We start from the raw sequence: 20,951 nt of genomic DNA on the forward strand, positions 1-20,951 counted from the left end.
ATGATTGATGGGACTGCGGGTGTAACAAGGTCCGTTCCGGTATCGTGCCACCGGTTCGTTGGGTTGATGATGTGGTTTATAAACTGCTTAATTCAGCAGACCTCAGAACAAACGAAGCTGCCCCAGGGTTTGCGGAACGCCGGTACAGGGCGCCTTATCCCCGGAAATCGTATACACCGGTGTTTCTGCGTACCGCGATGCAACGATGATATGTGTGCTGGTTGCCTGCCCGGTAAAAAGATCAAGGACCAGATCCGGATCGTTGTTATCAGCCGAAAGATGGGAAAGGAAAAGGTGACTCATCTGTTCCTGCCGGCAGGAAAGAAAAAGCCCGAGCGCTTCTTTATTGGATAAATGTCCCCGGCCGCCGCGGATCCTTTTTTTCAGGTGATAGGGGTAGCGGCCTTTCTCAAGCAATACCTCATCATAATTGGCTTCCAGGAAAGCGGCATGGCATTTCCGGAAATGGGTGCTCAGGTTTTCACATACGCTCCCGATATCAGTAAAAACGCCGATGCAGGTAGGGCCGTCTTCCACCGTAAAGCTATGCGGGTCTGCGGCATCGTGCTGTTTCCGGAAAGCGCTGACCGACAACGCTCCAATCGCTACCGGCAGGTCTGCAGTCAGTGTTCGCACCAGCCCGGGATCCAGCTGCAGGCCGGAGTGCCGGAGCGTGCCGGGGGAGATATATACCGGAAGCTGATACTTCCGGGAAAGGACTTCGAGGCCCCGGATATGATCGCTGTGTTCATGGGAGATGAAGATCGCTTTTACTTTTTTAAGGGTCAGGCCCAGCCGGTGCATCCTTTTTTCGGTTTCCCGGCAGGACAGGCCGGCGTCGATCAGTACGGCCGTATCCTCGTTGCCGATATAATAACAATTACCGTTGCTGCCGGAATTCAATGATGTCAGATGGAGGCTGCCCATGGCTGCAAAATACTTTTTTTTATGCAACTACCGGTTTGGAGTCACTTTCATTTTGGCCGGTTGATTGCCGTCAATGAGTATTTTAATTTAATGGCCGGTAGTCAACGGGTGTTACCCTCGTATTTTCCTGGCGACGGATGCCGTAATGGTATCCAACGTTTTTGTAAAAAGATGGGCCGGGGTCGCGGGTGTCTCATAGCGACCACCCGTACCTGCAGCGTTTTTTTGATTAACGTATTCATCAGCGGAAGGAATGGGAAAAATGACGTATCTTTCAGGGCGAAACGCAAACTAAAACAAACTATTATGAAACAACTACTGATCACTGCTGCTGCTGTTCTGTTATTTTTTTCCTGTAAAAAGGAGTTGGCTGAAGAAAAAGAACCTGCGCGGGAGCAGGAGACTGCTAAAGAACAGGGACCCGTGATGCAGCTGGTAGCCGAATACAAGACGGTGAGTTATACCAGGGCCTATGGGATGCATCCGAAAGGCGGCAGTAAGGAAACGGCAGATAAACCTTTTGGAACCGGGTATAGCCTGGTACAACTTTTTAGTAAGAATGCCGGTGGCCCGGTTTCGGATGCGTTCGTCGTGATGATCAACAAAGACGGGGAGCTCTGCGGGCAGGATACCGTTGCTGTGAAATCCATATCCCCGGGCATCTTCGAACTGCTGGAGAACGCAATCGGCTCTTACCCGCTTAAAGCCCGGACGTATATCCGGATATCGCCCATCGACGATCAGCCGCAAACCATAGGAGTGGGAGCACAGGCGTTGATGCATTATGATGGTCCGGGTGCCGGGGTTACAGACTGGGTTTACCAGGACTATCAAACCGTTGTCCGGACAAAATAAAACAACCACGGCGGCAGGCAATACTCAACCCGGTTTCGGGGGATGGGATTCTTCACGGAATAACCGCTTCAATTGAAAGGTAAGAATGCGCCGCACCGGCCGTACAAAAACGTTGATAAAAATGCTGCCCGGGGCCATGGCCTCCATATTTTCAAAAATGGATACCACTTCGGTATAGATCATGATATATAGCATGCTATCACCAAAGAACCCGGTAAGACGGTTGTCAAATACCTGGTTGGAAGCACACACGATATTCAGGATCACCATGGCTACGATAATGCAGCCGCCGTATTGCAAAAATTTTGTAATGGTTTTACGGAAACCCTGGGAACTGCGGGGGATCCCGGTAAGTGTAGCCCTGGCTACGCCAAAAATGAAATCCAGCAGTACTCAATCAGGTAGCGTTGCTTGAAGCAGAGGAGTTGCCTTTAATATGCTTTAAACAAGATGAAGCACATTGGGTTTTGATAACAAGCGATCGAGTAATAGAGGTGCGAGGGGGTAAAAGAATGATAATGCCATACTCTGAATTGGTTGAAGTGGACCTCGCTATACAAGATGAATTTAACGATGGGGTGATAAATAAGGTGGATTTTACGCGTCTTGTTTTAAAAGATAGATCCGGCAGAAAGTATATTATAAGGTTGGAGAAAGGTAAACCTTATCAGGGAATTTATCAAGTATTGCATTATGTAGCATCGAAGCATTAAGCCGTTTAATGGACTGTTTTATGAATTTAACTGCAACAGATCTGGATATTAGATTTAAAGAATTAGTTTCAAAACCAAATGAGTTTCAGGAGATTTAAAATTAAAGGCGGCGATTTGAAAATTCTAGACGCCGGGAGTGATGATTTAAACAACCGGCTAAAAGAAATACCTTTTAAAGAAGCTCTGGATATACGGGGAATACTCAAAAAATAACCAGGGGAGGATTATTCATTGATAGAGAAAGAGCGGTTAAAGAAGATTGAAAAGATCATTCTGAAACAACGGATCTCTAATGTTCGAGAATATATGCTAGTACGGGAGCGAACAGAAGAGATATATGCCGATGTGAGCAAAAGGGAATAGTTAGAAAAAATTAAACGAGTTAATTATAAGTTTGATGAATCAAAAAAGGAAGGATTGATGGTGTTTTAATAGAGTATATTACCTGTCTGGTTTTGTTGCTTTAGTAAACAGCAATTTTAGTTCTTTGAAAAGGTGCACCTGACAAATATGGAGACACCCGCTGAAGTTTACGGATCCTACCGGAGATTTGTTGCAGGAGCAATGGAAGAGCGCAGTGACGGCTATTAATGCATTGTTGGGAGGTTATTACAATGATCTTTTTCCAGGAGCATATGGACAAAGCGGCAGTACCGGTCAAATGACTTTTTATGATAAGGATCAGCTGTTTGGTTATATGTCTGGATTGATGAGTCAATATGGATATTGGGATGCACAGCGAAACTGGGCGCGCTCACCGTATGAAGCTCTCCGTCGCTATCAGGGAGGTAGTAGTTCAAGGTTGACTGCAGGAATGTGGAACGGATATATGCAGTCCGTGTGGAGAAATTATGCATTCGATATCAATACGACGGATGCCACTTCGGTAAGATATGGTAGCGGTTTTCAGACCGTTGGGCTTACATTTGCAAATGCTAATCTGGGAGCTGCAGCTGCTACATTTTACTCTTATGGTAAAGCCGAAGCGTTGTTTTTTCAACAACAAAACGAGGCGAATCGGAGTGTCGGAGAGCCCGGATTGGGAGAAAGTTTAATTCCGATTTGGGGAAATGGTAGGTCTGCAATAAATGCCTTTCAGAACGGCAACTGGGGCTGGGGCTTATTCCATACTGCGATGGCGGTTTCGGATGTGTTTTTAGTAAAATCACTCGTGACAGGGGCTGCTCAAATGGTCGTAGGAGCGACGATTAATAAGAAGACTGCGGATCAGATTGCGTTGAAAGAATTGGTGCATGAGGCATCATTAGGTGGACGAAAAGCACTCAGTGCTGTCGATACCAAGGCCGCAATAGAATTGGCAAAGGACGTAAAATATCCCGGTTTTAGAGCAACCCCGAGTGATATGGCTCCATTCAATAATCATTGGATAGGAGGCCCTCATATTCACATTCCTGGTGTTGGAAATGGCCATATCCCAATAGTTCGTTAAAATGATTAAAATATTTTATGGAATCAAATATTATAGCAGGCTTCATAGTTCTTCGAAAACCACAATATGTTGAGGTGTATCCGGGCGGACAGAATTTGCCATCTTTTAATGGCATGTGTTACAACGGAATAGATAGGTTTATGTGGGGTGATATAGAAAGTTATTTTATTAATAAAAGGCTACCGCAGACGACGCCGTTAAATAAACATTATGACGCATTAAGGAACTCAGGATATGACGGATCGCACTTCATGGTGGTAGAAGATTATGATGTTGCCCGGTCTTTTAACGAAGCTAGTAGTGAAATATTAGGAAAAAATGAAATAGTCGCGGTGTCATCGCCTTACTTAAACAGTATAAAAAAAGGAAAGAAGTCTGAAGTGCCCATCAAATGGATGGGCTATGACATCGTTTTATTAGGAGGCTGGTCATTAGTGAGGCATGGTGTTTTTGAGAATAAACTTGAGCGTCTTATAAAAAAGGGAACGGACATTAATAGCTTCGGATTGTTTAATACCACGGATTATTTAGATGACTTCGTCAATGAGTATAATCATTTGGCCGCCTTAGATAAGGTTGATCCGGTAATTGAAGGATTGAGACTAGACTATGTACGGGTTGGAAAACTCTCTTTTTAAATGGAGTGCCATTCCATTTTATAGTAATTGGAAAACAAGGATGCTGGAAGTGTGTTGTCAGTGGTTTAGGATAAAACAAAAGGAATGTCAAGGCAGATGTTTGTTTCGGCTTTAGGAAAAGTAAATCTGAAAAGCAGACAATGCGTTAATCAACATGCCAGGTGATGAATAGGCGTTGTCTTATGTCTTAGAAGCATTCGGGAAGGTGAAATCCAAGAAGGTAAAAGATAAAATAACCGTGCTGACAAATTACCCCGATCACTGACAAGAAAGGAGGCACAAAAAGCGGTTATTATAAACAGAACAATAATGCAATAACTCATGATTGAAAGCGTGCGATATATAGAAGCAGTAAAATCATACTTTAATTTTCTTACGTCAGAGTTCAGACTTGAGGTCCCCGGAAAACAGCTGAATGGCAATGCTTCTCATGAGCTCCAGTATAGAAACGCTTTGCGGATAGTGTCGGTATCTTATGAAAATTGAGGATTATCTTCAAATAGTCATTTTTATGCTTCATGATAGAATATTACCGGATTATGCAGACAAAGCGAAAACACTGCACTTAAATGAGCTAAGGGAAAAGATCCTTCCGGAGATAAGTAAAATGGAAGTTAGTTTGAATAATGAACAATTTTAGAGGCTTACATCAAAAAATAAATTGGAGGACTGCAATTGGGTGTGTACGGATATCGTATTTCATCATACGGGAAAGGAATAGCGGCTTTTGGAAGATTTAATTCTATTTATGGAGCACTGGGAAGGGCAAGAGTATTAGCGAGCGGGGCAGGAGTTGTCGGGCCTGCTGCTACAGCGGTTGGCATTATTAATGATTATAACTCCATGCAAAGTGGAGAAATCGGTTCTCAAAGATTTGCTTACCGGGTTACAGGTGGACTTGCTACACTTGGTGCGTCGACCTATGTTGGTGCGCAATTCGGAGGCCCCTGGGGCGCTGTTGTTGGGGCTGCAGAAAGTTTAACAGTTAGTGAGGGAGAGGATGGATATATGTACTGGCATAATAAAATGTCGGAAAATCTTGGGAATATAGAAAAAGGACTAAATAGTTGCACATGGATGCCAAATGGATGGTTTAGATAAATTGTAAATTTGCGAATATGATATTAAAACAAACGTTTCGAAACCACATATTGGCTAACCAATTTAATATATTAATGCTAATTGCTACGTTTATTATACTGTGGTATTTCCAATTTGCTATGGTCCCGGTTATTATAACGCTTGGTATGTTTATATTATGTGTTTTCCCCGCTGTTATTTTGCATATAATTTATGCTATTAAGAATCAGGGAATGGAGGTGATATTAGAAGCTAATGATATTGTTATTAAAAACAGGGATAAAGAAATGATCGCATATAATGATATCGAGTCCATCATCATATATAAATCTGCAAATATGGACAATGGTATTCCTATAATGGGGTTCGAGTATTATTATTTTGCAAGAATAGTTACTAAACAACAGAAACAGATAGATATAACGTGTTTAGTAAGCAGAAATATTGATAAGCTATTAAAAAGTCACGTAAGCGGTGTTTTCTTTGAAAGGAGACATAATCCATTTGCAATAATAGCTGCTAAATAGTAGCATCCGCTGCCTGTGGTACGGTTCTGATTTATCATGCTGCCAACACCTATTACTTTCAGTTAATCCGGGATCTAAAGCAAGTATTTTTTTATCGGCTCACTGTATTGTATTACCCATATTAAACATAGGCAGGTACATGGCAATGAGTACGACGCCCACAACCAGTCCGAGTACAATGATGATCACCGGTTCGATAAATTTGCTGAGCTGTGTGGTTTGATAATCCAGGTCCTCGCTATAGCGGTCGGAAAGGTTTTTAAAAAATAATTCCAGCTCGTTTACTTCTTCGCCCACCTTCACCAGTGCCACCATTTTGGAGGGGAATACCTTTTTGCTGCTCATGCTTTCGTGGAGCGGAAGCCCCTTCAGGATGTCCTGCTCCATTTGATCCAGCGCCTGCTCCAGCGGGTAAAAGCCCATGACCTGTTTGCTCAGGCTCAGGGCCTGTACCAGGGGCACCCGGGCGCCCAGCAGCAGTTGCATGGTGGAAGCAAAGCGTGCCAGGTAGATCCTGGAAACAATATGTTTTACCACCGGTGTGCGTTGTAATAAAAGGTCCTTATATTTTTTATACCAGGGTTTGCTGCGGTTAAGGGCTATAAAGACGATAACCGCCAGTAATAACAGGAAGAGCTTGCCGGCGGCTGCCTGCATAAAGTTAGAAGCATTTAACACCTGCCGGGTAAGAAAGGGCAGGTTGCCGCCGAAACGCTGGAACACATCGGCAAACATGGGCACCACGTAATTCATCATAAAGAATACGGAGCAAAAGGCTACCGACAGTACAATGAGGGGATAGGTAAGCGCCCCGATGATCTGCCGCCGCTGTTTGATCTTTGCCTTGTAATAAACCGATAGCTGCTGCAGCACCGTGTTCAGTTTGCCGGTTTCTTCACCGATTTCCACGGTAAAATATTCGTAAGGGGTAAAATTTTTGTTGTCGCGCATGGCTGTGGAAAGACTGCTGCCATTGACTACTTTTTCAAGCACGGTGGTGAGGATGGCTTTGGGCGCCTTTTTGGTTTGCTCGTCCCGGATCAGCTGCAGGGCCGTACGGATATCCAGGCCGGCGTCCATCAGGCTGCCCAGCTCCAGGTAAAAGGATTCCTTGATCTTATCGGAAAACGGTTTTCCAAACAGGGTAAACTCCCGGGTCAGCAACCCTTCCAGCTGCTTCATAAAGGAACGGGCTTCCTTGTTAGCCGCTGTTTGCGGTTCTTTGCTGCCCTGCTTTTTCAGTGCATGGATATCGATAGGCTGATTCATATTATGGTTCCGTTTGGATGGAGTCGTTCAGAAGATCTGCTTTTGCATAGCGCTTCTGAAGATAGGTATAAAAATATTGATCCCGGTAGCGGTGCCGCAGCTTTAAATATACAAGTAGGGGGGTACTGTCGTTTATAGGGCGTTGTGCCACGATACCCGCGCCCGGCCGGAGGGTATCGGAGCGGCCCGGTTCGGTGCGTACGATAAAGGCGGTATCCAGCTGGTACACCGTGGTCCTGGAATGGTTACCGGTTTTTGTCTGCAGGATGAGCTGGTTGCGTTCCGGATCCAGTTTTACGGTACGGGCCTTTTCAATATCGCGCTGCAGCAGTTTTTTGGTAATATAATAATCAGTGAAAAAGCGGTTCCCGGCAAAATAGTGGCCGGATTGCCGGGCCAGGATCATGTACACCGTGGCAATCACCCCAAAGAGGATGGCCATCAGGAGCAGGCCGATCACCAGCTCCGGGAGCGTAAACGCCGGGATCCTGCGGGTATCTGTTTTTTTATGGCTGCGCATCCGGTAGGGGTTCAGAAGATGGTTGAGTATTAACCAGGAAGGTGCGCGTGATGAAGGGCGCCCCCAGGCTGTCTCTTTTATAAACGGTAAAACGCACCCGCAGCAGCGCCGGCGCTGCTGCATCCGGGCTACTTTCCCGGCTGAGGGTCCAGTTATGGATGACCTCTTTTTTAACACTAAAGTCCTGATGGAGGAAGGACGCTTGTATATATTCCTCCAGCGTGCTGGCGGCGTTCATCCGTTGCAAGCTGAATCCTGATTCCTTTACCGATACAAAAAAATGAATACAGATAAAGAATACCAGCAGCACCAGCACCAGGGCTAGAACCGATTCGATCAGGGAAAAAGCCCTGACGGCTGTTTTATATATCCGGGTTTTTAATAAAGCCATTTCAAAAGGGTTTGCTGCTTTGCATCCGTAAAAATAGAAAAATATCCGGCATCGCGGAACCAGCGGGAAGGCACAATGGTGGCATCGATGAGGATATTTTCCATGCTCATGGGGCCGCGCTGTTCAAAGAAAAAATGGGTAAAGACCGCGCCTTCCATTCTTCCGTTCAGATAAGTATAGCCTTCATTATATACCAGTCCCTTTACTGTGGCACCGGGTTTTATCTTTACCACGGGTTTGATATTGGAATGCTCATTTTCGGCCAAACCAAGGAGGATGCCGTGCAGCACCGCTCCCTCATGCAGGGTTACCGTGGCGCCGGTATTGCCAATGGCATTGCTGCGACCAAGTCCCACCAGTGCCGAAGGATAATCAAACACAGAACCGCTTTCTGCGGTAATACTGTCGAGGGCAATAGCCTGCACGGCACCTTTAAATCCGCTGGTAAAATGAATAAAGGGGGCAACCAGGAGCACATCTTCCAGCCGGGCCCCGGAGCCCACTTCGATCACCGAGTCGGATAATACGATCAGTTTTCCTTTCAGGTACTGGGTGGTTAGTATTCCTTTCCGGGGTAAAATAAGCTGCCGGGCTGCATTTAAAAAAGATTGTTCAACAGAATCTGTACCCGCACCGGAAGCTGGTAGCAGGGTATCCGTAACCCGGTTGCCCAGGGCACGCAGCTGCTTTCTGAAAGCCGTTTCCAGTGGCGGCAATTGTTTGCCACTGCTGTCGATGGTGCCCTCGATCAGGTTTTTGCGCGAAAAGCCCTTTTGCTGGAAAAAGCCGCTCCGCAAGCCGGATTTAGGCAGGTAGGCCCGGCCTTCGATATAGGTATCGCCGGTGAGCGACAGCGGCCGGTCGTGATCGGCAAGATAAAGGCTGGCATCTTTGTAACGGAAATGTTCGGCACCGTACAAAAAGGAAGTGGTTTTCATACGCCCTTTATAAGTTACTTTGATTCCCGAAGCCTGGAAGCAGCCCCAGGGCTCATTCCGGTAATACAATGAATCGGTCATACCCTCAAACAGCAGGCCGCTGTCCAGCTCCGGTGTTGCCGTAATGCGTTCCGCAGCCAGTACCCGCTCTATACCGGATTGCAGGTCATCGTTCAGCCGCTGATCCAGCTGGTCGTTAATTTCAAAATATTTAAAATGATAGAGGGCCAGCAGGAGCATCCCGCAGGTGATAAAAAGCACCAGGGAAAGGATCAGCGTGGCGATCAGGGAGCCGGCCCGGAACTTCCGGAAAAAAACCGAACGGATCATTTTTTTGCAGCCGGCTGGCGAACGCCCTTTTTATAGGTAACCACAACGGTGCTATCATTCACCAGCTCCACCTGGCGGCCGGTAAACCGGTTGTCTTTTTCATATCCTTTTTTTGTCCGGCGGCCTTCGGGGTCGAATGTATTGATGTGCAGCGCCCCATCCCAGAAGCGTTTGCGTGTTAAGGACCGCAGTCTTCCGTTGGTATGCCAGGTGCGCCAGCGGCCTTTCTTTTCGCCCCGTTTAAAACGGCCCTCTTCGAGCAGGCGGCGCTCCTTGTCTACCACTTTATAGTAGCCATGCAACAGTTTGCCGTAATAACCGCCCTCCGTGGTATAGATATGTCCTGATTTAAACCAAGTATAAAAATGACGGGTATGCAGCCGGGGCCGGGCATCGGTTACCTGGAACAGGAACGAGCGATCGAGGGAGTCGATCCGTACCTGGCCATTATAATACTGTGCTGCGGTATCGGGGGCAAGGGCGCAGATCAGGATCAACAGAAAGAAGATGCGTTTCATTTTCTCAGCATGTTTAAGTTGGGTATAAAGATAGGGGTTGTTTTGAAATTATGGATGTTTAAAGGATCGTGCATGTGGATGAAGCTTCCCGGGCTCAACGCCGGTTCGCGGATCTGCTTAAGGCTGCCGCTTCTGCAACATCCGCTTTGGGCTTTTTTGAACCCGGTGATACAGGCTGGCAGTCTGTGAAGGGATCTGCGGCAGACCGGTTGTTGCCGTAATATATAGATCATTGAACCTGTTATGCCTGGGGGTTCGCTTTGCACCAGCCGGATACCGTGGAGGTACAGCGGGTTCATTTTTTTCTTGAATTTTTTTTTTCACAGGCCGTATGGGATATCAGAAAACCGCTTATCTTCGTCTTCGAGCTTCTATCAAAAACTGTTTTTGAGACGCTGCTTCTAAACAATGTAAACTTTTCGATAACCTAAAATGAAACCATGATGAATGTTTATTTCCAGTAAGCGATAATGGAATAGCCGGTTCGCCAGGCATTGCAATGGATGCATCAGGCGGATTGGGTAAGTTGGAAACTGCTGTTGATGAACGTTGCGGGTAAGCCCTGAACCTGGAAAGCATGCTGACGCTTATAAGGAATACCGCCAAAGCAACTTCATAATTGTTCCACCGTTTCAAATTGTCTGTTAACAGCAGCATGCTCGGGTTATGGATACAACCGGATTCCGGAGCCTGTTTCCCGGTGGAAGGACGAGCCCGTTTTACCATGAAATAAAGCGAATAAACAAGCAACTATGAGAAAATTAATGGCAACCGCTATGCTGCTGCTGGGCAGCCTTTTAAGCCATGCACAAACCGGTGATCTGTATGAAACCTCGGTGGTATTTCCGGCCGGTTACCAGGTGGGCGATTATATAGAGTTTGTAAAAGTGGCGCCACTGGCCTCGGGGTCTTCGGGCTATTATGAAATATCGATCAGTTATACAAGAGGCAATATTGCGGCTTCGGCCACCCATCTGGCCAGCATTTCGCATGCCAACCCGGCCGTTTGGCGGGAAGCAGGACGGGTGAATGCCAATCATTATAATAGTACGGGCGTCTGCAGCGGGTAAATGCCGGTCTGGCTGCTACTGTCCGGCATTTGAAAACAATACAAAAGCATCAAAATAAATAAATATAACAGTCATGAAAAAAGCGCTTTTCCTTTTTAGCTTCCTGGATGTGCGGGGAGCTGTAACCATGGACACAACGGCTCCGGTAATCCGGCTGAGCACCGCGGGCACCGATCAGAACCGGTATCTGTCCATCCTTAATTCACTTGCTTTTGGCGTTGCCGGCGGACTGAAAGTGGGAGGGGTTTTGGTATCGGATGCTTATGCGTATGCCAATCCCGCGAAGGGCGACCTGGTTGTAAAAGGAACTATCAGTATTGGAAGAGCCACGCCGGTTACCGGGTATAAGCTTGCGGTGGCCTGTAATATCATCGCAGAGGAAGTAAAGATAAAGTTGCAGTCTTCCGGCTGGCCGGATTATGTTTTCAGACCTTCTTACCGGCTGATGCCCTTAAGCCAGGTGGAGCATTTTATTAAAACCAATGGGCATTTACCGGAAGTACCTTCTGCCAGGGAAGTCGCTGAAAATGGCATAGAAGTGGGCGCCAACCAGGCGGTATTGCTGAAGAAGATTGAAGAACTGACGCTGCATTTAATTCAATTGGAAAAAAAAGTGAAAGACCTGGAAAAGGAGAAAGAGGGTATGAAACGCAATCTAACAGATGATCGACAGCGATCCATTAATACAGAGCCCGCTTTTCGAACATTCACAAGTAGAAACAGAGGAGGGTTACCCTATCTGAAATGAATAAGTTGTTGTGGAGAAGATTGAATAGCTGAAAATACATTTAATCGATGATGAAACGACCAGAGTTGCACGCGATAAACATCCTAAAAATAATAAAACGATGGTTTTTGAAGCTACTTCTGAAAAATAAAGTCTGTGCAAATTATCAAATTAATATTTAAAAAATGATGTTAACAGGTTTTTACAAAAGTAATTGTCCTTCTGATGAATATTGTTCCCAGAGTGCTTTTTATTATTACCTAACACTCTTGAAAAAACTTAAAACAAAGAGCCTTCATATTTTAAAAAGTGTGAGCCTCCTGCTTGCGCTGATGGTAATAAGCAGAGGTGTTGTCGGACAAGATGATTTTAGGGCAACGGTAATTCCTCCGGCTCCAACTTCAGCTATTTTTAACAAATATGGAAATGACCAGCCTTCGTTGCAAACCGGCATAATAAATATTCCAATCTCGCTTTTTACTGTTGGTGTCAAAGGAATTAATATCCCTTTGGCCTTGACATATCAGACTTCTGGAATTAATATAACTGACAATCCATATCCTGTTGGCTACGGTTGGACATTCTCTCCCGTTTTGAGGATTACCCGTACCATACTTGGCAGGCCGGATGAACAGTTTCCCTTTAAACAATTGGATGGTAGCGAAGAATATAATTCAATAAAACCCGGGATAGTAAGCGATCAGCTTTATAGTCAGCACCAATTGAATTATAATGATTTGTTCGATACACAAAAGGATGTTTTTTCATTACATCTCCCTTCAAAAACAATCAATTTTTTTATTAAGAAGAGTGGAAATACCATTGAGACGATTACCACTGGTAACCAGGTGAAAATAACAGCCTTTCCCGGTTTGGCAGGCTTCAAGGTTCTTGATGAAGATGGTGTTGTTTATTTGTTTGGTAATGATGAAAGTAATTCACTGCAGAATTGTACCGAGCCGGCTCCGTATGCAGGTTCAACGGCCTGGATGCTAAGAGAAATACGATCGCTTAATAATGAGAAAATATTCTTTTCATGGCAAAAAGTGAATACCAACGCCTATGCTATGGAAACAAATACACCAATATCAGTCATTGATTATAAATCATGGAATTGCGACAATACTCGATATGATATTAACGATCCCGGAGGTATGATTAATTACGGGAGTTATAGTGGCGCCAATGTGATCACATTTATAGCAAAGGCTGCTGGACGCAAATAAAAGATACAATCGCCCTGACAAGTTTTTTACCCACTCACCGACGTTTTTATTCAAATTAACGATAGCGCCACTGAGTATCTACCTCTCGCGGATATTTATACATCGAAGCCGCGGAAAGTTGATAGTGTTAGGGCTCGTTTTGAATCAGGCTTTGTTTCAGATTGGCCAAAAGTAGCGGATAGGCTATATAAATCTTTGTCGGTAGTTGTTCAAACCTCGTTGAATATGAAAAATTTTGTGCTCTTAAATGGAACCAAATTTATAGAACCTGATGGACGATTGTTGAGAATAAAAGAATTGCCGGATGTGACCCATTCATTTAGATAAAGTTGGCAAAAGATTTTTCATCGAAGGGGTATGGGGGATAGTTAGGGGTTTGCATAGCTGGAGATACTTCCACTGCATTGTTTCGTGTCCGTCCGCATCTTTCTTTTAAATGAATACCTTTCCAGCTCAAGTCTGGCTGGTTTAAGATCGCGGCTCCGAAACCTGCAAACTGGCACCAACAACCGGCCTCGGTGACGGCTCGATACCGGTGATAACTATGGCGGTGAAATAAATGATAACCTGGCCAGAAAGGGAACCAGAATCTCTGCGGTATCAACTGTTTTAAATCTATGGCAAACCTGTCAGCCGTGGCAGATCACCATTACGCCGCTGAATGGCGGCTCTTTCGAAAAAGTTAAAAATAAATTTGGAAAATTCATAGGGACTTTTAATTTTACGTTGAAAATTGACTCTAAACAACACAGAACACTTATGAGGATACTGAAATCAAAATGGCTACTTCCTGTGATTGCGGCATTGCTGGCTTTATTTGCTGTTTATCTTATTTTCTTCCGGGCTACCAGGATCGCCTACGTAGATTCCGCTAAACTGTTGACCGGCTATAATGCCATGGTGGCGGCACGCAGCGAGTTTGAGGCCAAAAAGAAGGTCTGGGAAAGCAATATCGATTCGCTTACCAATGATGTGCGTAATGCTATCGGGACCTATGAAAAGACGGCGGCCCTGGGTACCGAAAAAGAAAAACAACTCAGCAAAGAGCTGATCGGCACCAAACAAAAGCAGCTCCAGGATTACCAGAATGCCATTCGTCAAAATGCGGCGCAGGAAGAGCAACGGCTGAGCCAGTCGGTGTTAACTACGGTGAATGCTTTTCTTTCCCGGTTTGGGAAGACCCATGGTTATAAAATGATCCTGGTGGCAGCTAATGGAAATATCGCCTATGCCGATCCGGCACTGGATATTACAGATAAGGTAGTGGAGCAGCTAAATAAAGAGTATGCGGTGCCGGTTAAAAAATAAGCATTGGCTGGGAATGCTGCTGCTGGGGCTGATGGCCTGCAATGGAAAACCAACGTCCATGAAGCGCCCGGAGCTGGAGGCGTATATCCGCAATCCCGGGAACGGCCTTCAGGTAGAGCAGGTGGTAAATGGAATAAAGGCACAACTGGTTTATTTCCCGTCTGATTTTTTAAAAATGCAGGAGAAGGAAGCCAATTCCGGGGCTGACACGATATCTCAAAAAGCAAATACCGCCTACGACAGCATGTATTATTTTAAACTGAAGTACAGCATCCAGGATAAAGAAGCCATCCGGCAGCTGGGCTCTTTTAACCGGTACAGTGAGATGCTGCAGGTGCTGGCCTTCCGGATGGGGCAATACATTAACCTTACCACGCCGGCAAGGGATACGCTGCCGGTAGCGGATTATTTTTTTGATCAAACCTATGGGATGAGCAACGGGAACACGTTACTGCTTTGCTTTCCCAAATCCGGCCTGGAACGGGCCGCAGCATTTGATATCAATATTGCGGAATGCGGCTTTGGCACCGGGGCGCTGAAATTCCGCTTTGAGAAGGACGATATAGAAGCAACGCCACGCCTGGCCGGACTTTGAGCCGGGGCAGCCGGACGATGATAAAGGACCGTACGACCATAACTAAAAGAAACAACCAAGAACATGCCAAGAAGAACGCATAGCCAAAAAACCATTGCGGCAACCTTGTTGCTGCTGATGTTGACAAATGTATTTGCGCCTACAGTATCCTATGCCCTTACCGCGGGCCCTACCGCTCCTGAGGTTACCAGCTTTGAACCCGTGGATACTACGGATCTGGTGAATCTGCAAACCGGTGACTTTACGTATAATATTCCTTTATTGGAAGTCCCGGGTCCTGATGGAGGGTATCCGCTTGCGTTATCCTATCATGCGGGCATACAGCCCAATGTAGAAGCAAGTTGGGTTGGCTTGGGTTGGACATTAAATCCAGGGGCTATTAATAGAAGCGTGAACGGGGAGCCTGATGACTGGCACGCTGTTACAAATAACCGGCAGGATTATTATGAAGGGGGCACCACTAAATCTTATAGTGCCGGTATAACTATCGGTTGGGGCGCGCTGCCGGTGAATGCGAGTGTTGGGCTTACATTTGCCAATGATACATACGATGGCTTCGGACTAGAGGGGTTTCAAACCGGACTGGATGTCGGTTATTCTTATGATTTGAAGGGAATCGGAAAAGTTGGGGCAAGAGTGGGTATTTCCAACACCCAAGGTGCACATGGGAGTTTGGGATTGACCAACAGCAAGGTGGGCGTATGGGGTGAGCTGGGGGTAGCAACCAATTTTAAGACGGTTGATGGATCTGTCAGCGGGGGAATCGGCTTTCTTGAGGCTTCTTTATCTACTTCGGGTGACAGGACGGTATCTATTGCAGGGTTAAATACCTCCCCGTCCGTAAGAACAAGCCAGGATGCGCCTATTCAGACTGAAGTTAAATCATATGGAATGAATATACCCACCCCCTGGTATTTTTCCGTAAGTCTAGGGTATAGTAAAATGAGGTATTGGATCGACAGGAATGAGTCGATAAGTGCTTATGGAAGTCTGTATCTGAATGACGGACCGGAAGATGTTAATAATATTTCTTATGATAGCTATTCGCTACTTGAGGATAATCTTACGGCATTTATAAGACAACCGGATGCAACAAAACATCAGGGAGGTTCGTTTCCGGAATTTGATAATTACAATGTGCTGGCCCAGGGTATTTCAGGATCGATTCGCCCCTATTATTTTCAGGGAAGTCTATTAGATATGAACCGGCTTACAGAAAGTGGCGGCAGATCTGTAAGATTTATGCGGACAATGCCAACGACCTATAACCCAAAATTTAGATTTGAAGGTGATTTTTCGAATACCTACCAGCAAAATTATCCCATGTACGGGTCGTCAATTCAATATAATATAACAACAGGTAGCCAACCGCCGCCATTTGATCCGAATCCCGTTTTTGGCGAACCCGGCAATCCATCTGCCGGTTATAGCCCAACAAATGGGCTGGCAGCTTCGCGAACTGTATCTGTGAATCAGTTTATAAAACCCAGCAAAGCTGCGGGTTATGACAGGAATGCCCGGTACCGTAGCAGTATGATAGAAGGTTTTTCTGTCACAAATGCTTCCGGGGTAACCTACCATTACGCGCTTCCTGCATATTGCTGGGGAGAAGAAATAACCCAGCACAAGCTGGATGAATCGCGGGGTGTTTTTTTAAACAGGAGTAGTAAACCCGGTTCGTATGCCTATTCGTGGTACCTGACTACTATTACCGGGCCCGATTTTGTAGATAGAAACGGCAATAATATTGCTGATGACCAGGACTGGGGATATTGGGTGAACTTCGAATACGGAAAATGGTCGAATAACTATAGCTGGAGAAACCCTGCAGAGGGCGCACATAAAGATGAAGATGAACAATGGGAGAATTGCTCAATGGGTAAAAAAGAAGTGTATTTTCTTAATTCGATAAGGACCAGATCACATGTTGCATTATTTGAAAAAAGTATCCGGAATGATGGAAAAAGCTCTTCTCCGGAAATTTTTGAGCAATTCGGAGGTACTGGCAATAATAAATATAAATATAAAAATGAGGGGGTATTTAACTTTAATAGTACGCAGAACCTCAAATTAGATCGGATTTATTTGTTGAATGCTTCGGATGCTCAGGTTGTTAATGAAGCTTCTGCAGCTAATAATCCTTATTATGTTGCACAGCGGAATAATAGTTTATATACCGAATGTGAGCTTCCCCAGAATGTTTTGGATAAGTCGGATGTTGATGCAGCAGGCCGGCAGACGATTGAGGACAAATCAATTAGAGTTATTGATTTTAAATATGATTATTCGCTTTGTAAGAGAACTGCAAATAGCTTTGATGCCATTAGCGGCTCATCTGTAAAAACGGGGAAATTGACACTGAATAAGCTCAGCTTTCTTGGTAAGGGCGGGCATAGTGTGCTGCCTGCAACCTCGTTTGAATATGACTTGCCCCTGAAAATAGTAAAAGGAAGTGTAATAAACGGGGCCTATGAACCCCAGCCCAAGGTCCCAGAACTAGGGGATATCCTCGTTACGAATGATGCGACTGAACAGTATGCGGGTGTTGTAGTAAGACTGGAACCCCAGCCACAGGGGAATTATAAATACATTTTGAAGGGCGGCGAGGTAGCCATCGACGATAATAAGACCTATAAAGTAACAAAGAATCCTCCTTATAATAAGAGCTTTTATGATAATTGGGGCATGTTTAGAGGATATTTTGACCCGTCACTGGGATATAAAAATGAAAACCTGGCGCGAATGGTTGATCCCGCGGCTGCGAAATGTGCAGATGCATGGAGTTTACGGAAGATAAGTACACCACAGGGGGGCAATATTTCCGTGAGCTACGAGCCAGACGACTATGGCGCTACGGCATTCGATAACAGTCCTAGTTTTATTCTATCCAATTTGTCTGATTTTAGCTTTGACAACAACAATAATCAGTATGGTTCTTTTTATTGCACTGTACAATCAGAAGGCTACAATTTAAAAGATTTTATTAAAGAAGGCGACCGGGTTAGATTTTCTATTTTAACCAGGGAACGCCAGGAATCCGGAGGAAGCGTTGTGGATATTCCCAGCAGTGATATTCTTGAAGGAACCATCACCGGTCTTAATTTTGCAACGGGTACATTCAGAATGACCAATGTGGACCGCCAACTATTCGTGCTTCGAAGTAGCACGGTGAAGTATATTAAGCTGGTTACAGGAAACCTTTATACCAGTCAAAATAAGGTAAAATATGGAGGAGGATTAAGAGTCGCGAAAATCTCCGTCGGTGATAATAGTGGGTCGATAGCAGAAACAAAATATGCTTACAGGGAAACAGGAGATGTAATGAAAAGCTCCGGCGTAACCTCGTATGAGCCCACAATTTTCCCCATCGGAGACTGGGCTCAAATCAATGCGGTTACCTATCCCAGGCCCTGGGGAGCGGATGAGGATCATGAAAAGGTTGCTTACTTTGAACAAATAAAACAGGTTTATAAAGAGCGCCTGTATAGGAATATTGACCGGCTTTATTTAATAGCAAGGGAATTGCCTTCGCCCGGAGTAATGTATCAATACGTTACGGTTACAAATAGCGTTAAAGATAATGCTACCAATACAGAAAGGATTGTTCCTTCTAAGAGAGTATACCAATTCGAAGTGCCACGGGAAAATATGGTTGACCGGCAAGTGGCGGCTGTACAGGAGAGCAACATCTCTGTACAAGAAGATTATCATCTTTTTGGGGATCATGACCCACATACATTCCACCAGCGTGCTGCAAATATTGTAATAAAAAAGTTCACAAGCGCAATTGGCAATTTAAAGCGTGTGATAGATTATGATAACACGGGTAAGAAACTAAGTGAAACGATCAATCATTATTTGCATGACGGATTGGAAAATTTACCAGCCAGTACTATTTTCGATCAATATAAATCGCGGTTAAGTAATTTTAAATACCAGGGATACTTGCAGGAGCGGAACTCCCAGGTGAAAATGGTCTATACGCCGGGATACAGAACTGATGTGCTGTCAACATTAAGCGGCCGGGAAGATTATCCGTGTATTTCCACGGGCACAACGGTTATTAATTATGTAAATGGTACCAAAACGGTTCAGCAGAATCTTGGGTTTGATTTTTATAGTGGAGCAGTAACCAAAACCTTAAGCATAGATGCAGATGGTAACCGGTTTATGGATAGTACAACGCCAGCATACCGGATTTATCCGGAAATGGGTGTAAAAGCCAGTAATAGCGCTAATAAAAACATGTTGACGCAGGTTGCTGCCAACTACTCTTTTATTGTAAATGCCTCCAACAATGTGTTGGGATTAAAGGCTGCTTCAATTAATACATGGAGTAACAGTGCAAATGTGTTGGATCCCAATTACACGGTACTTCAGCAAAATGGAGGAGCAAATGGCAACGTGTGGCGCCCCCGGATGACGTATACCTGGGCCCCGGAAGGACAATCGCAAAATGGAGCGACCGCAATTGGGTTGTTCGTTGGGTTTAACTGGAGTAGCCAGGACGACCCGCAAACCCAAAATACCGGATGGATCAAAACCGGGCAAGTGACTTTATATGACGTTTTTTCGCATGCCCTGGAGGCCTCCGATATTAATAGTCAATTTGCCGCTACAAAAATGGGATATAATCATAGTAAAGTGATGATTAATGGCGGGCCAGCCCGTTATGCGGAGCTTGCGTATAGTGGTGCCGAAGACAATCCTGTAAACAGCAAATTTAATGGCGACATTAACATGGGTAGTGCAATTCAGGAAACAGCCCCGGTTTATGTACATACCGGCTCAAAAAGCGTTAAGCTAAATAGTGGACAAACCGGGTTTAGCTATACAGTACCTATTGGCAGCAACGGCCCCTCGAGTACGGAAATAGATCCTGCCCGGGATTATTTTGCCAGTGTATGGATCAAATCCGGAAACGGAACCCTGGTGAGTAATGCGGGGCTCTATTACAGTAAAGGCGGAACTCCCGTTTATGGAACAGTTTCCTCCGCCAATCCTGCCGGCTGGCAGCTGGCTACACTTAAGATACCAGCAGCAGCATTAAACGGGGGCGGAACGTTAACCGTAGGTTGTTATAATAATGAAAATGGGAATATCATTTATCTTGACGATCTCCGATTTCATCCCTTAAATGCCGGGGTAAACTCCTATGTATATGATAACTTTACCGGGGAACTAGCGTATATACTGGATGACAATAACTTCTTTACAAAATTTGAATACGATGACGCCGGACGGCTTATAAAAACATATCGGGAAACAATGGTTAACGGCTCCAGGCCTGTAAGTGAATTTCAATATCATTATCCGCAATTTCTGTATAAGAATGATGCAATTGTAAACGAATCATTTACAAAAAATGATTGCCAGGGAACAAATGTTACCGGTTCCTCAATATTGATTAATATTCCGGAGGGGCAGTTTACTTCTTCAAATTCAAAAGAAGAAGCGAATCTGCAGGCCAGGGCATACGCACAGCAACAGGCCAATCAGCAGGGCACCTGTAACGGCGTATATGTACGGATTGAATATGAAGAATATTATGATCTTGGGGGCTACGACGAATACATGACTTCGGCGTACCCGTATATAAGGGCGTATAAAGATGCTGCGTGTACCATTCCATACACCGGTTCCGTTACTGTTTCTTATAGAGCGCAGAGCCAGACATCGGTATATACCTCCGGCGATGCAACCCGGTGCACAGACCGGCGGGCAAATCCTCAGGTAATCACCGTGACGTTCAATAAGGCATTCTTAATTGGAGGAGGTGTTAAGGAACTTATCAGTTATACCTTATATAATCCTGAAACATCGGAGGCTATTTGTAATACCTCTACTTATTTTGAAATTGTTAATTAAC

The 20,951-nt window shown here is 45.0% G+C and carries 18 protein-coding genes; 11 read left to right on the forward strand and 7 right to left on the reverse strand.

The annotated features are described in order from the left end of the window. Positions 1-102 precede the first annotated feature (102 nt). Positions 103-927: an MBL fold metallo-hydrolase gene (locus LL912_RS03575; RefSeq protein ID WP_235552184.1), complete on the reverse strand. Its 825-nt coding sequence runs from the start codon at positions 925-927 to the stop codon at positions 103-105. Between the two features lie 306 nt (positions 928-1,233). On the opposite strand from LL912_RS03575, the gene LL912_RS03580 reads away from it, so the two are divergent. Next, complete coding sequence (locus LL912_RS03580) at positions 1,234-1,782, forward strand: hypothetical protein (protein ID WP_235552185.1); 549 nt, start codon at positions 1,234-1,236, stop codon at positions 1,780-1,782. 24 nt (positions 1,783-1,806) lie between these two features. Here LL912_RS03580 and LL912_RS03585 read toward each other — a convergent pair whose 3' ends face one another. Further along, positions 1,807-2,127 carry a phage holin family protein gene (locus tag LL912_RS03585; protein WP_235552550.1) on the reverse strand — a complete coding sequence of 107 codons (321 nt, stop codon included), beginning with the start codon at positions 2,125-2,127 and terminating at the stop codon, positions 1,807-1,809. A gap of 918 nt (positions 2,128-3,045) precedes the next feature. Between LL912_RS03585 and LL912_RS03590 the strand changes: the two genes are divergently transcribed. The 4 genes from LL912_RS03590 (at position 3,046) to LL912_RS03605 (ending at position 6,190) form a co-directional block, all read left to right on the forward strand. Then, on the forward strand, positions 3,046-3,945 hold the full coding sequence (locus LL912_RS03590) for a hypothetical protein (protein ID WP_235552186.1): 900 nt from the start codon (positions 3,046-3,048) through the stop codon (positions 3,943-3,945). Between the two features lie 17 nt (positions 3,946-3,962). Next, positions 3,963-4,583: a hypothetical protein gene (locus LL912_RS03595; protein ID WP_235552187.1), complete on the forward strand. Its 621-nt coding sequence runs from the start codon at positions 3,963-3,965 to the stop codon at positions 4,581-4,583. Positions 4,584-5,258: 675 nt separating this feature from the next. Continuing rightward, positions 5,259-5,684, forward strand: a complete 426-nt coding sequence (locus LL912_RS03600; protein ID WP_235552188.1) for a hypothetical protein — start codon at positions 5,259-5,261, stop codon at positions 5,682-5,684. Positions 5,685-5,896: 212 nt separating this feature from the next. Further along, the gene (locus tag LL912_RS03605; RefSeq protein WP_235552189.1) at positions 5,897-6,190 is read left to right on the forward strand and encodes a hypothetical protein; all 294 of its coding nucleotides are present in this window, start codon (positions 5,897-5,899) and stop codon (positions 6,188-6,190) included. Positions 6,191-6,289: 99 nt separating this feature from the next. Here LL912_RS03605 and LL912_RS03610 read toward each other — a convergent pair whose 3' ends face one another. Genes LL912_RS03610 through LL912_RS03630 form a run of 5 tightly spaced genes read right to left on the reverse strand, consistent with a single transcriptional unit; the run spans position 6,290 to position 10,156 of the window. Next, complete coding sequence (locus LL912_RS03610) at positions 6,290-7,459, reverse strand: type II secretion system F family protein (RefSeq protein WP_235552190.1); 1,170 nt, start codon at positions 7,457-7,459, stop codon at positions 6,290-6,292. A gap of 1 nt (position 7,460) precedes the next feature. Then, on the reverse strand, positions 7,461-7,979 hold the full coding sequence (locus LL912_RS03615) for a type II secretion system protein (RefSeq protein ID WP_235552191.1): 519 nt from the start codon (positions 7,977-7,979) through the stop codon (positions 7,461-7,463). Continuing rightward, entirely contained in the window at positions 7,966-8,370 is a 405-nt protein-coding gene (locus tag LL912_RS03620) for a hypothetical protein (RefSeq protein ID WP_235552192.1), read from the reverse strand. Before LL912_RS03620 ends, LL912_RS03615 begins: the two co-directional genes overlap by 14 nt. Continuing rightward, positions 8,358-9,638 carry a hypothetical protein gene (locus LL912_RS03625; RefSeq protein WP_235552193.1) on the reverse strand — a complete coding sequence of 427 codons (1,281 nt, stop codon included), beginning with the start codon at positions 9,636-9,638 and terminating at the stop codon, positions 8,358-8,360. Before LL912_RS03625 ends, LL912_RS03620 begins: the two co-directional genes overlap by 13 nt. Next, positions 9,635-10,156, reverse strand: coding sequence for a toxin-antitoxin system YwqK family antitoxin (locus LL912_RS03630; RefSeq protein ID WP_235552194.1), 522 nt, complete (start codon positions 10,154-10,156; stop codon positions 9,635-9,637). The genes LL912_RS03625 and LL912_RS03630 overlap by 4 nt, the downstream gene beginning before the upstream one ends. Before the next feature lie 752 nt (positions 10,157-10,908). Here LL912_RS03630 and LL912_RS03635 point away from each other — a divergent pair. The 6 genes from LL912_RS03635 (at position 10,909) to LL912_RS03660 (ending at position 20,950) form a co-directional block, all read left to right on the forward strand. After that, a complete protein-coding gene (locus tag LL912_RS03635; RefSeq protein WP_235552195.1) occupies positions 10,909-11,226 on the forward strand; it encodes a hypothetical protein in 318 nt (105 codons plus the stop codon). Positions 11,227-11,299: 73 nt separating this feature from the next. Next, a complete protein-coding gene (locus LL912_RS03640; protein ID WP_235552196.1) occupies positions 11,300-11,974 on the forward strand; it encodes a hypothetical protein in 675 nt (224 codons plus the stop codon). Between the two features lie 164 nt (positions 11,975-12,138). Next, positions 12,139-13,179, forward strand: coding sequence for a hypothetical protein (locus LL912_RS03645; RefSeq protein WP_235552197.1), 1,041 nt, complete (start codon positions 12,139-12,141; stop codon positions 13,177-13,179). Positions 13,180-13,938: 759 nt separating this feature from the next. Continuing rightward, the gene (locus LL912_RS03650) at positions 13,939-14,487 is read left to right on the forward strand and encodes an OmpH family outer membrane protein (protein WP_235552198.1); all 549 of its coding nucleotides are present in this window, start codon (positions 13,939-13,941) and stop codon (positions 14,485-14,487) included. Then, positions 14,465-15,082 carry a hypothetical protein gene (locus LL912_RS03655; RefSeq protein ID WP_235552199.1) on the forward strand — a complete coding sequence of 206 codons (618 nt, stop codon included), beginning with the start codon at positions 14,465-14,467 and terminating at the stop codon, positions 15,080-15,082. Before LL912_RS03650 ends, LL912_RS03655 begins: the two co-directional genes overlap by 23 nt. Positions 15,083-15,145: 63 nt before the next feature. Beyond that, the gene (locus LL912_RS03660) at positions 15,146-20,950 is read left to right on the forward strand and encodes a DUF5977 domain-containing protein (protein ID WP_235552200.1); all 5,805 of its coding nucleotides are present in this window, start codon (positions 15,146-15,148) and stop codon (positions 20,948-20,950) included. Position 20,951 lies beyond the last annotated feature (1 nt).

Origin of the sequence: Niabella agricola, assembly GCF_021538615.1 — a bacterium.
Lineage (GTDB): Bacteria > Bacteroidota > Bacteroidia > Chitinophagales > Chitinophagaceae > Niabella > Niabella agricola.

Bases quoted from the DNA above. Each gene is read 5' to 3' on its own strand.
- LL912_RS03575 (WP_235552184.1), bottom strand. From the start codon at position 927: ATGGGCAGCCTCCATCTGACATCATTGAATTCCGGCAGCAACGGTAAT.
- LL912_RS03580 (WP_235552185.1), top strand. From the start codon at position 1,234: ATGAAACAACTACTGATCACTGCTGCTGCTGTTCTGTTATTTTTTTCC.
- LL912_RS03595 (WP_235552187.1), top strand. From the start codon at position 3,963: ATGGAATCAAATATTATAGCAGGCTTCATAGTTCTTCGAAAACCACAA.
- LL912_RS03605 (WP_235552189.1), top strand. From the start codon at position 5,897: ATGGAGGTGATATTAGAAGCTAATGATATTGTTATTAAAAACAGGGAT.
- LL912_RS03610 (WP_235552190.1), bottom strand. From the start codon at position 7,459: ATGAATCAGCCTATCGATATCCATGCACTGAAAAAGCAGGGCAGCAAA.
- LL912_RS03615 (WP_235552191.1), bottom strand. From the start codon at position 7,979: ATGCGCAGCCATAAAAAAACAGATACCCGCAGGATCCCGGCGTTTACG.
- LL912_RS03620 (WP_235552192.1), bottom strand. From the start codon at position 8,370: ATGGCTTTATTAAAAACCCGGATATATAAAACAGCCGTCAGGGCTTTT.
- LL912_RS03625 (WP_235552193.1), bottom strand. From the start codon at position 9,638: ATGATCCGTTCGGTTTTTTTCCGGAAGTTCCGGGCCGGCTCCCTGATC.
- LL912_RS03630 (WP_235552194.1), bottom strand. From the start codon at position 10,156: ATGAAACGCATCTTCTTTCTGTTGATCCTGATCTGCGCCCTTGCCCCC.
- LL912_RS03635 (WP_235552195.1), top strand. From the start codon at position 10,909: ATGAGAAAATTAATGGCAACCGCTATGCTGCTGCTGGGCAGCCTTTTA.
- LL912_RS03640 (WP_235552196.1), top strand. From the start codon at position 11,300: ATGAAAAAAGCGCTTTTCCTTTTTAGCTTCCTGGATGTGCGGGGAGCT.
- LL912_RS03645 (WP_235552197.1), top strand. From the start codon at position 12,139: ATGATGTTAACAGGTTTTTACAAAAGTAATTGTCCTTCTGATGAATAT.
- LL912_RS03650 (WP_235552198.1), top strand. From the start codon at position 13,939: ATGAGGATACTGAAATCAAAATGGCTACTTCCTGTGATTGCGGCATTG.
- LL912_RS03655 (WP_235552199.1), top strand. From the start codon at position 14,465: ATGCGGTGCCGGTTAAAAAATAAGCATTGGCTGGGAATGCTGCTGCTG.
- LL912_RS03660 (WP_235552200.1), top strand. From the start codon at position 15,146: ATGCCAAGAAGAACGCATAGCCAAAAAACCATTGCGGCAACCTTGTTG.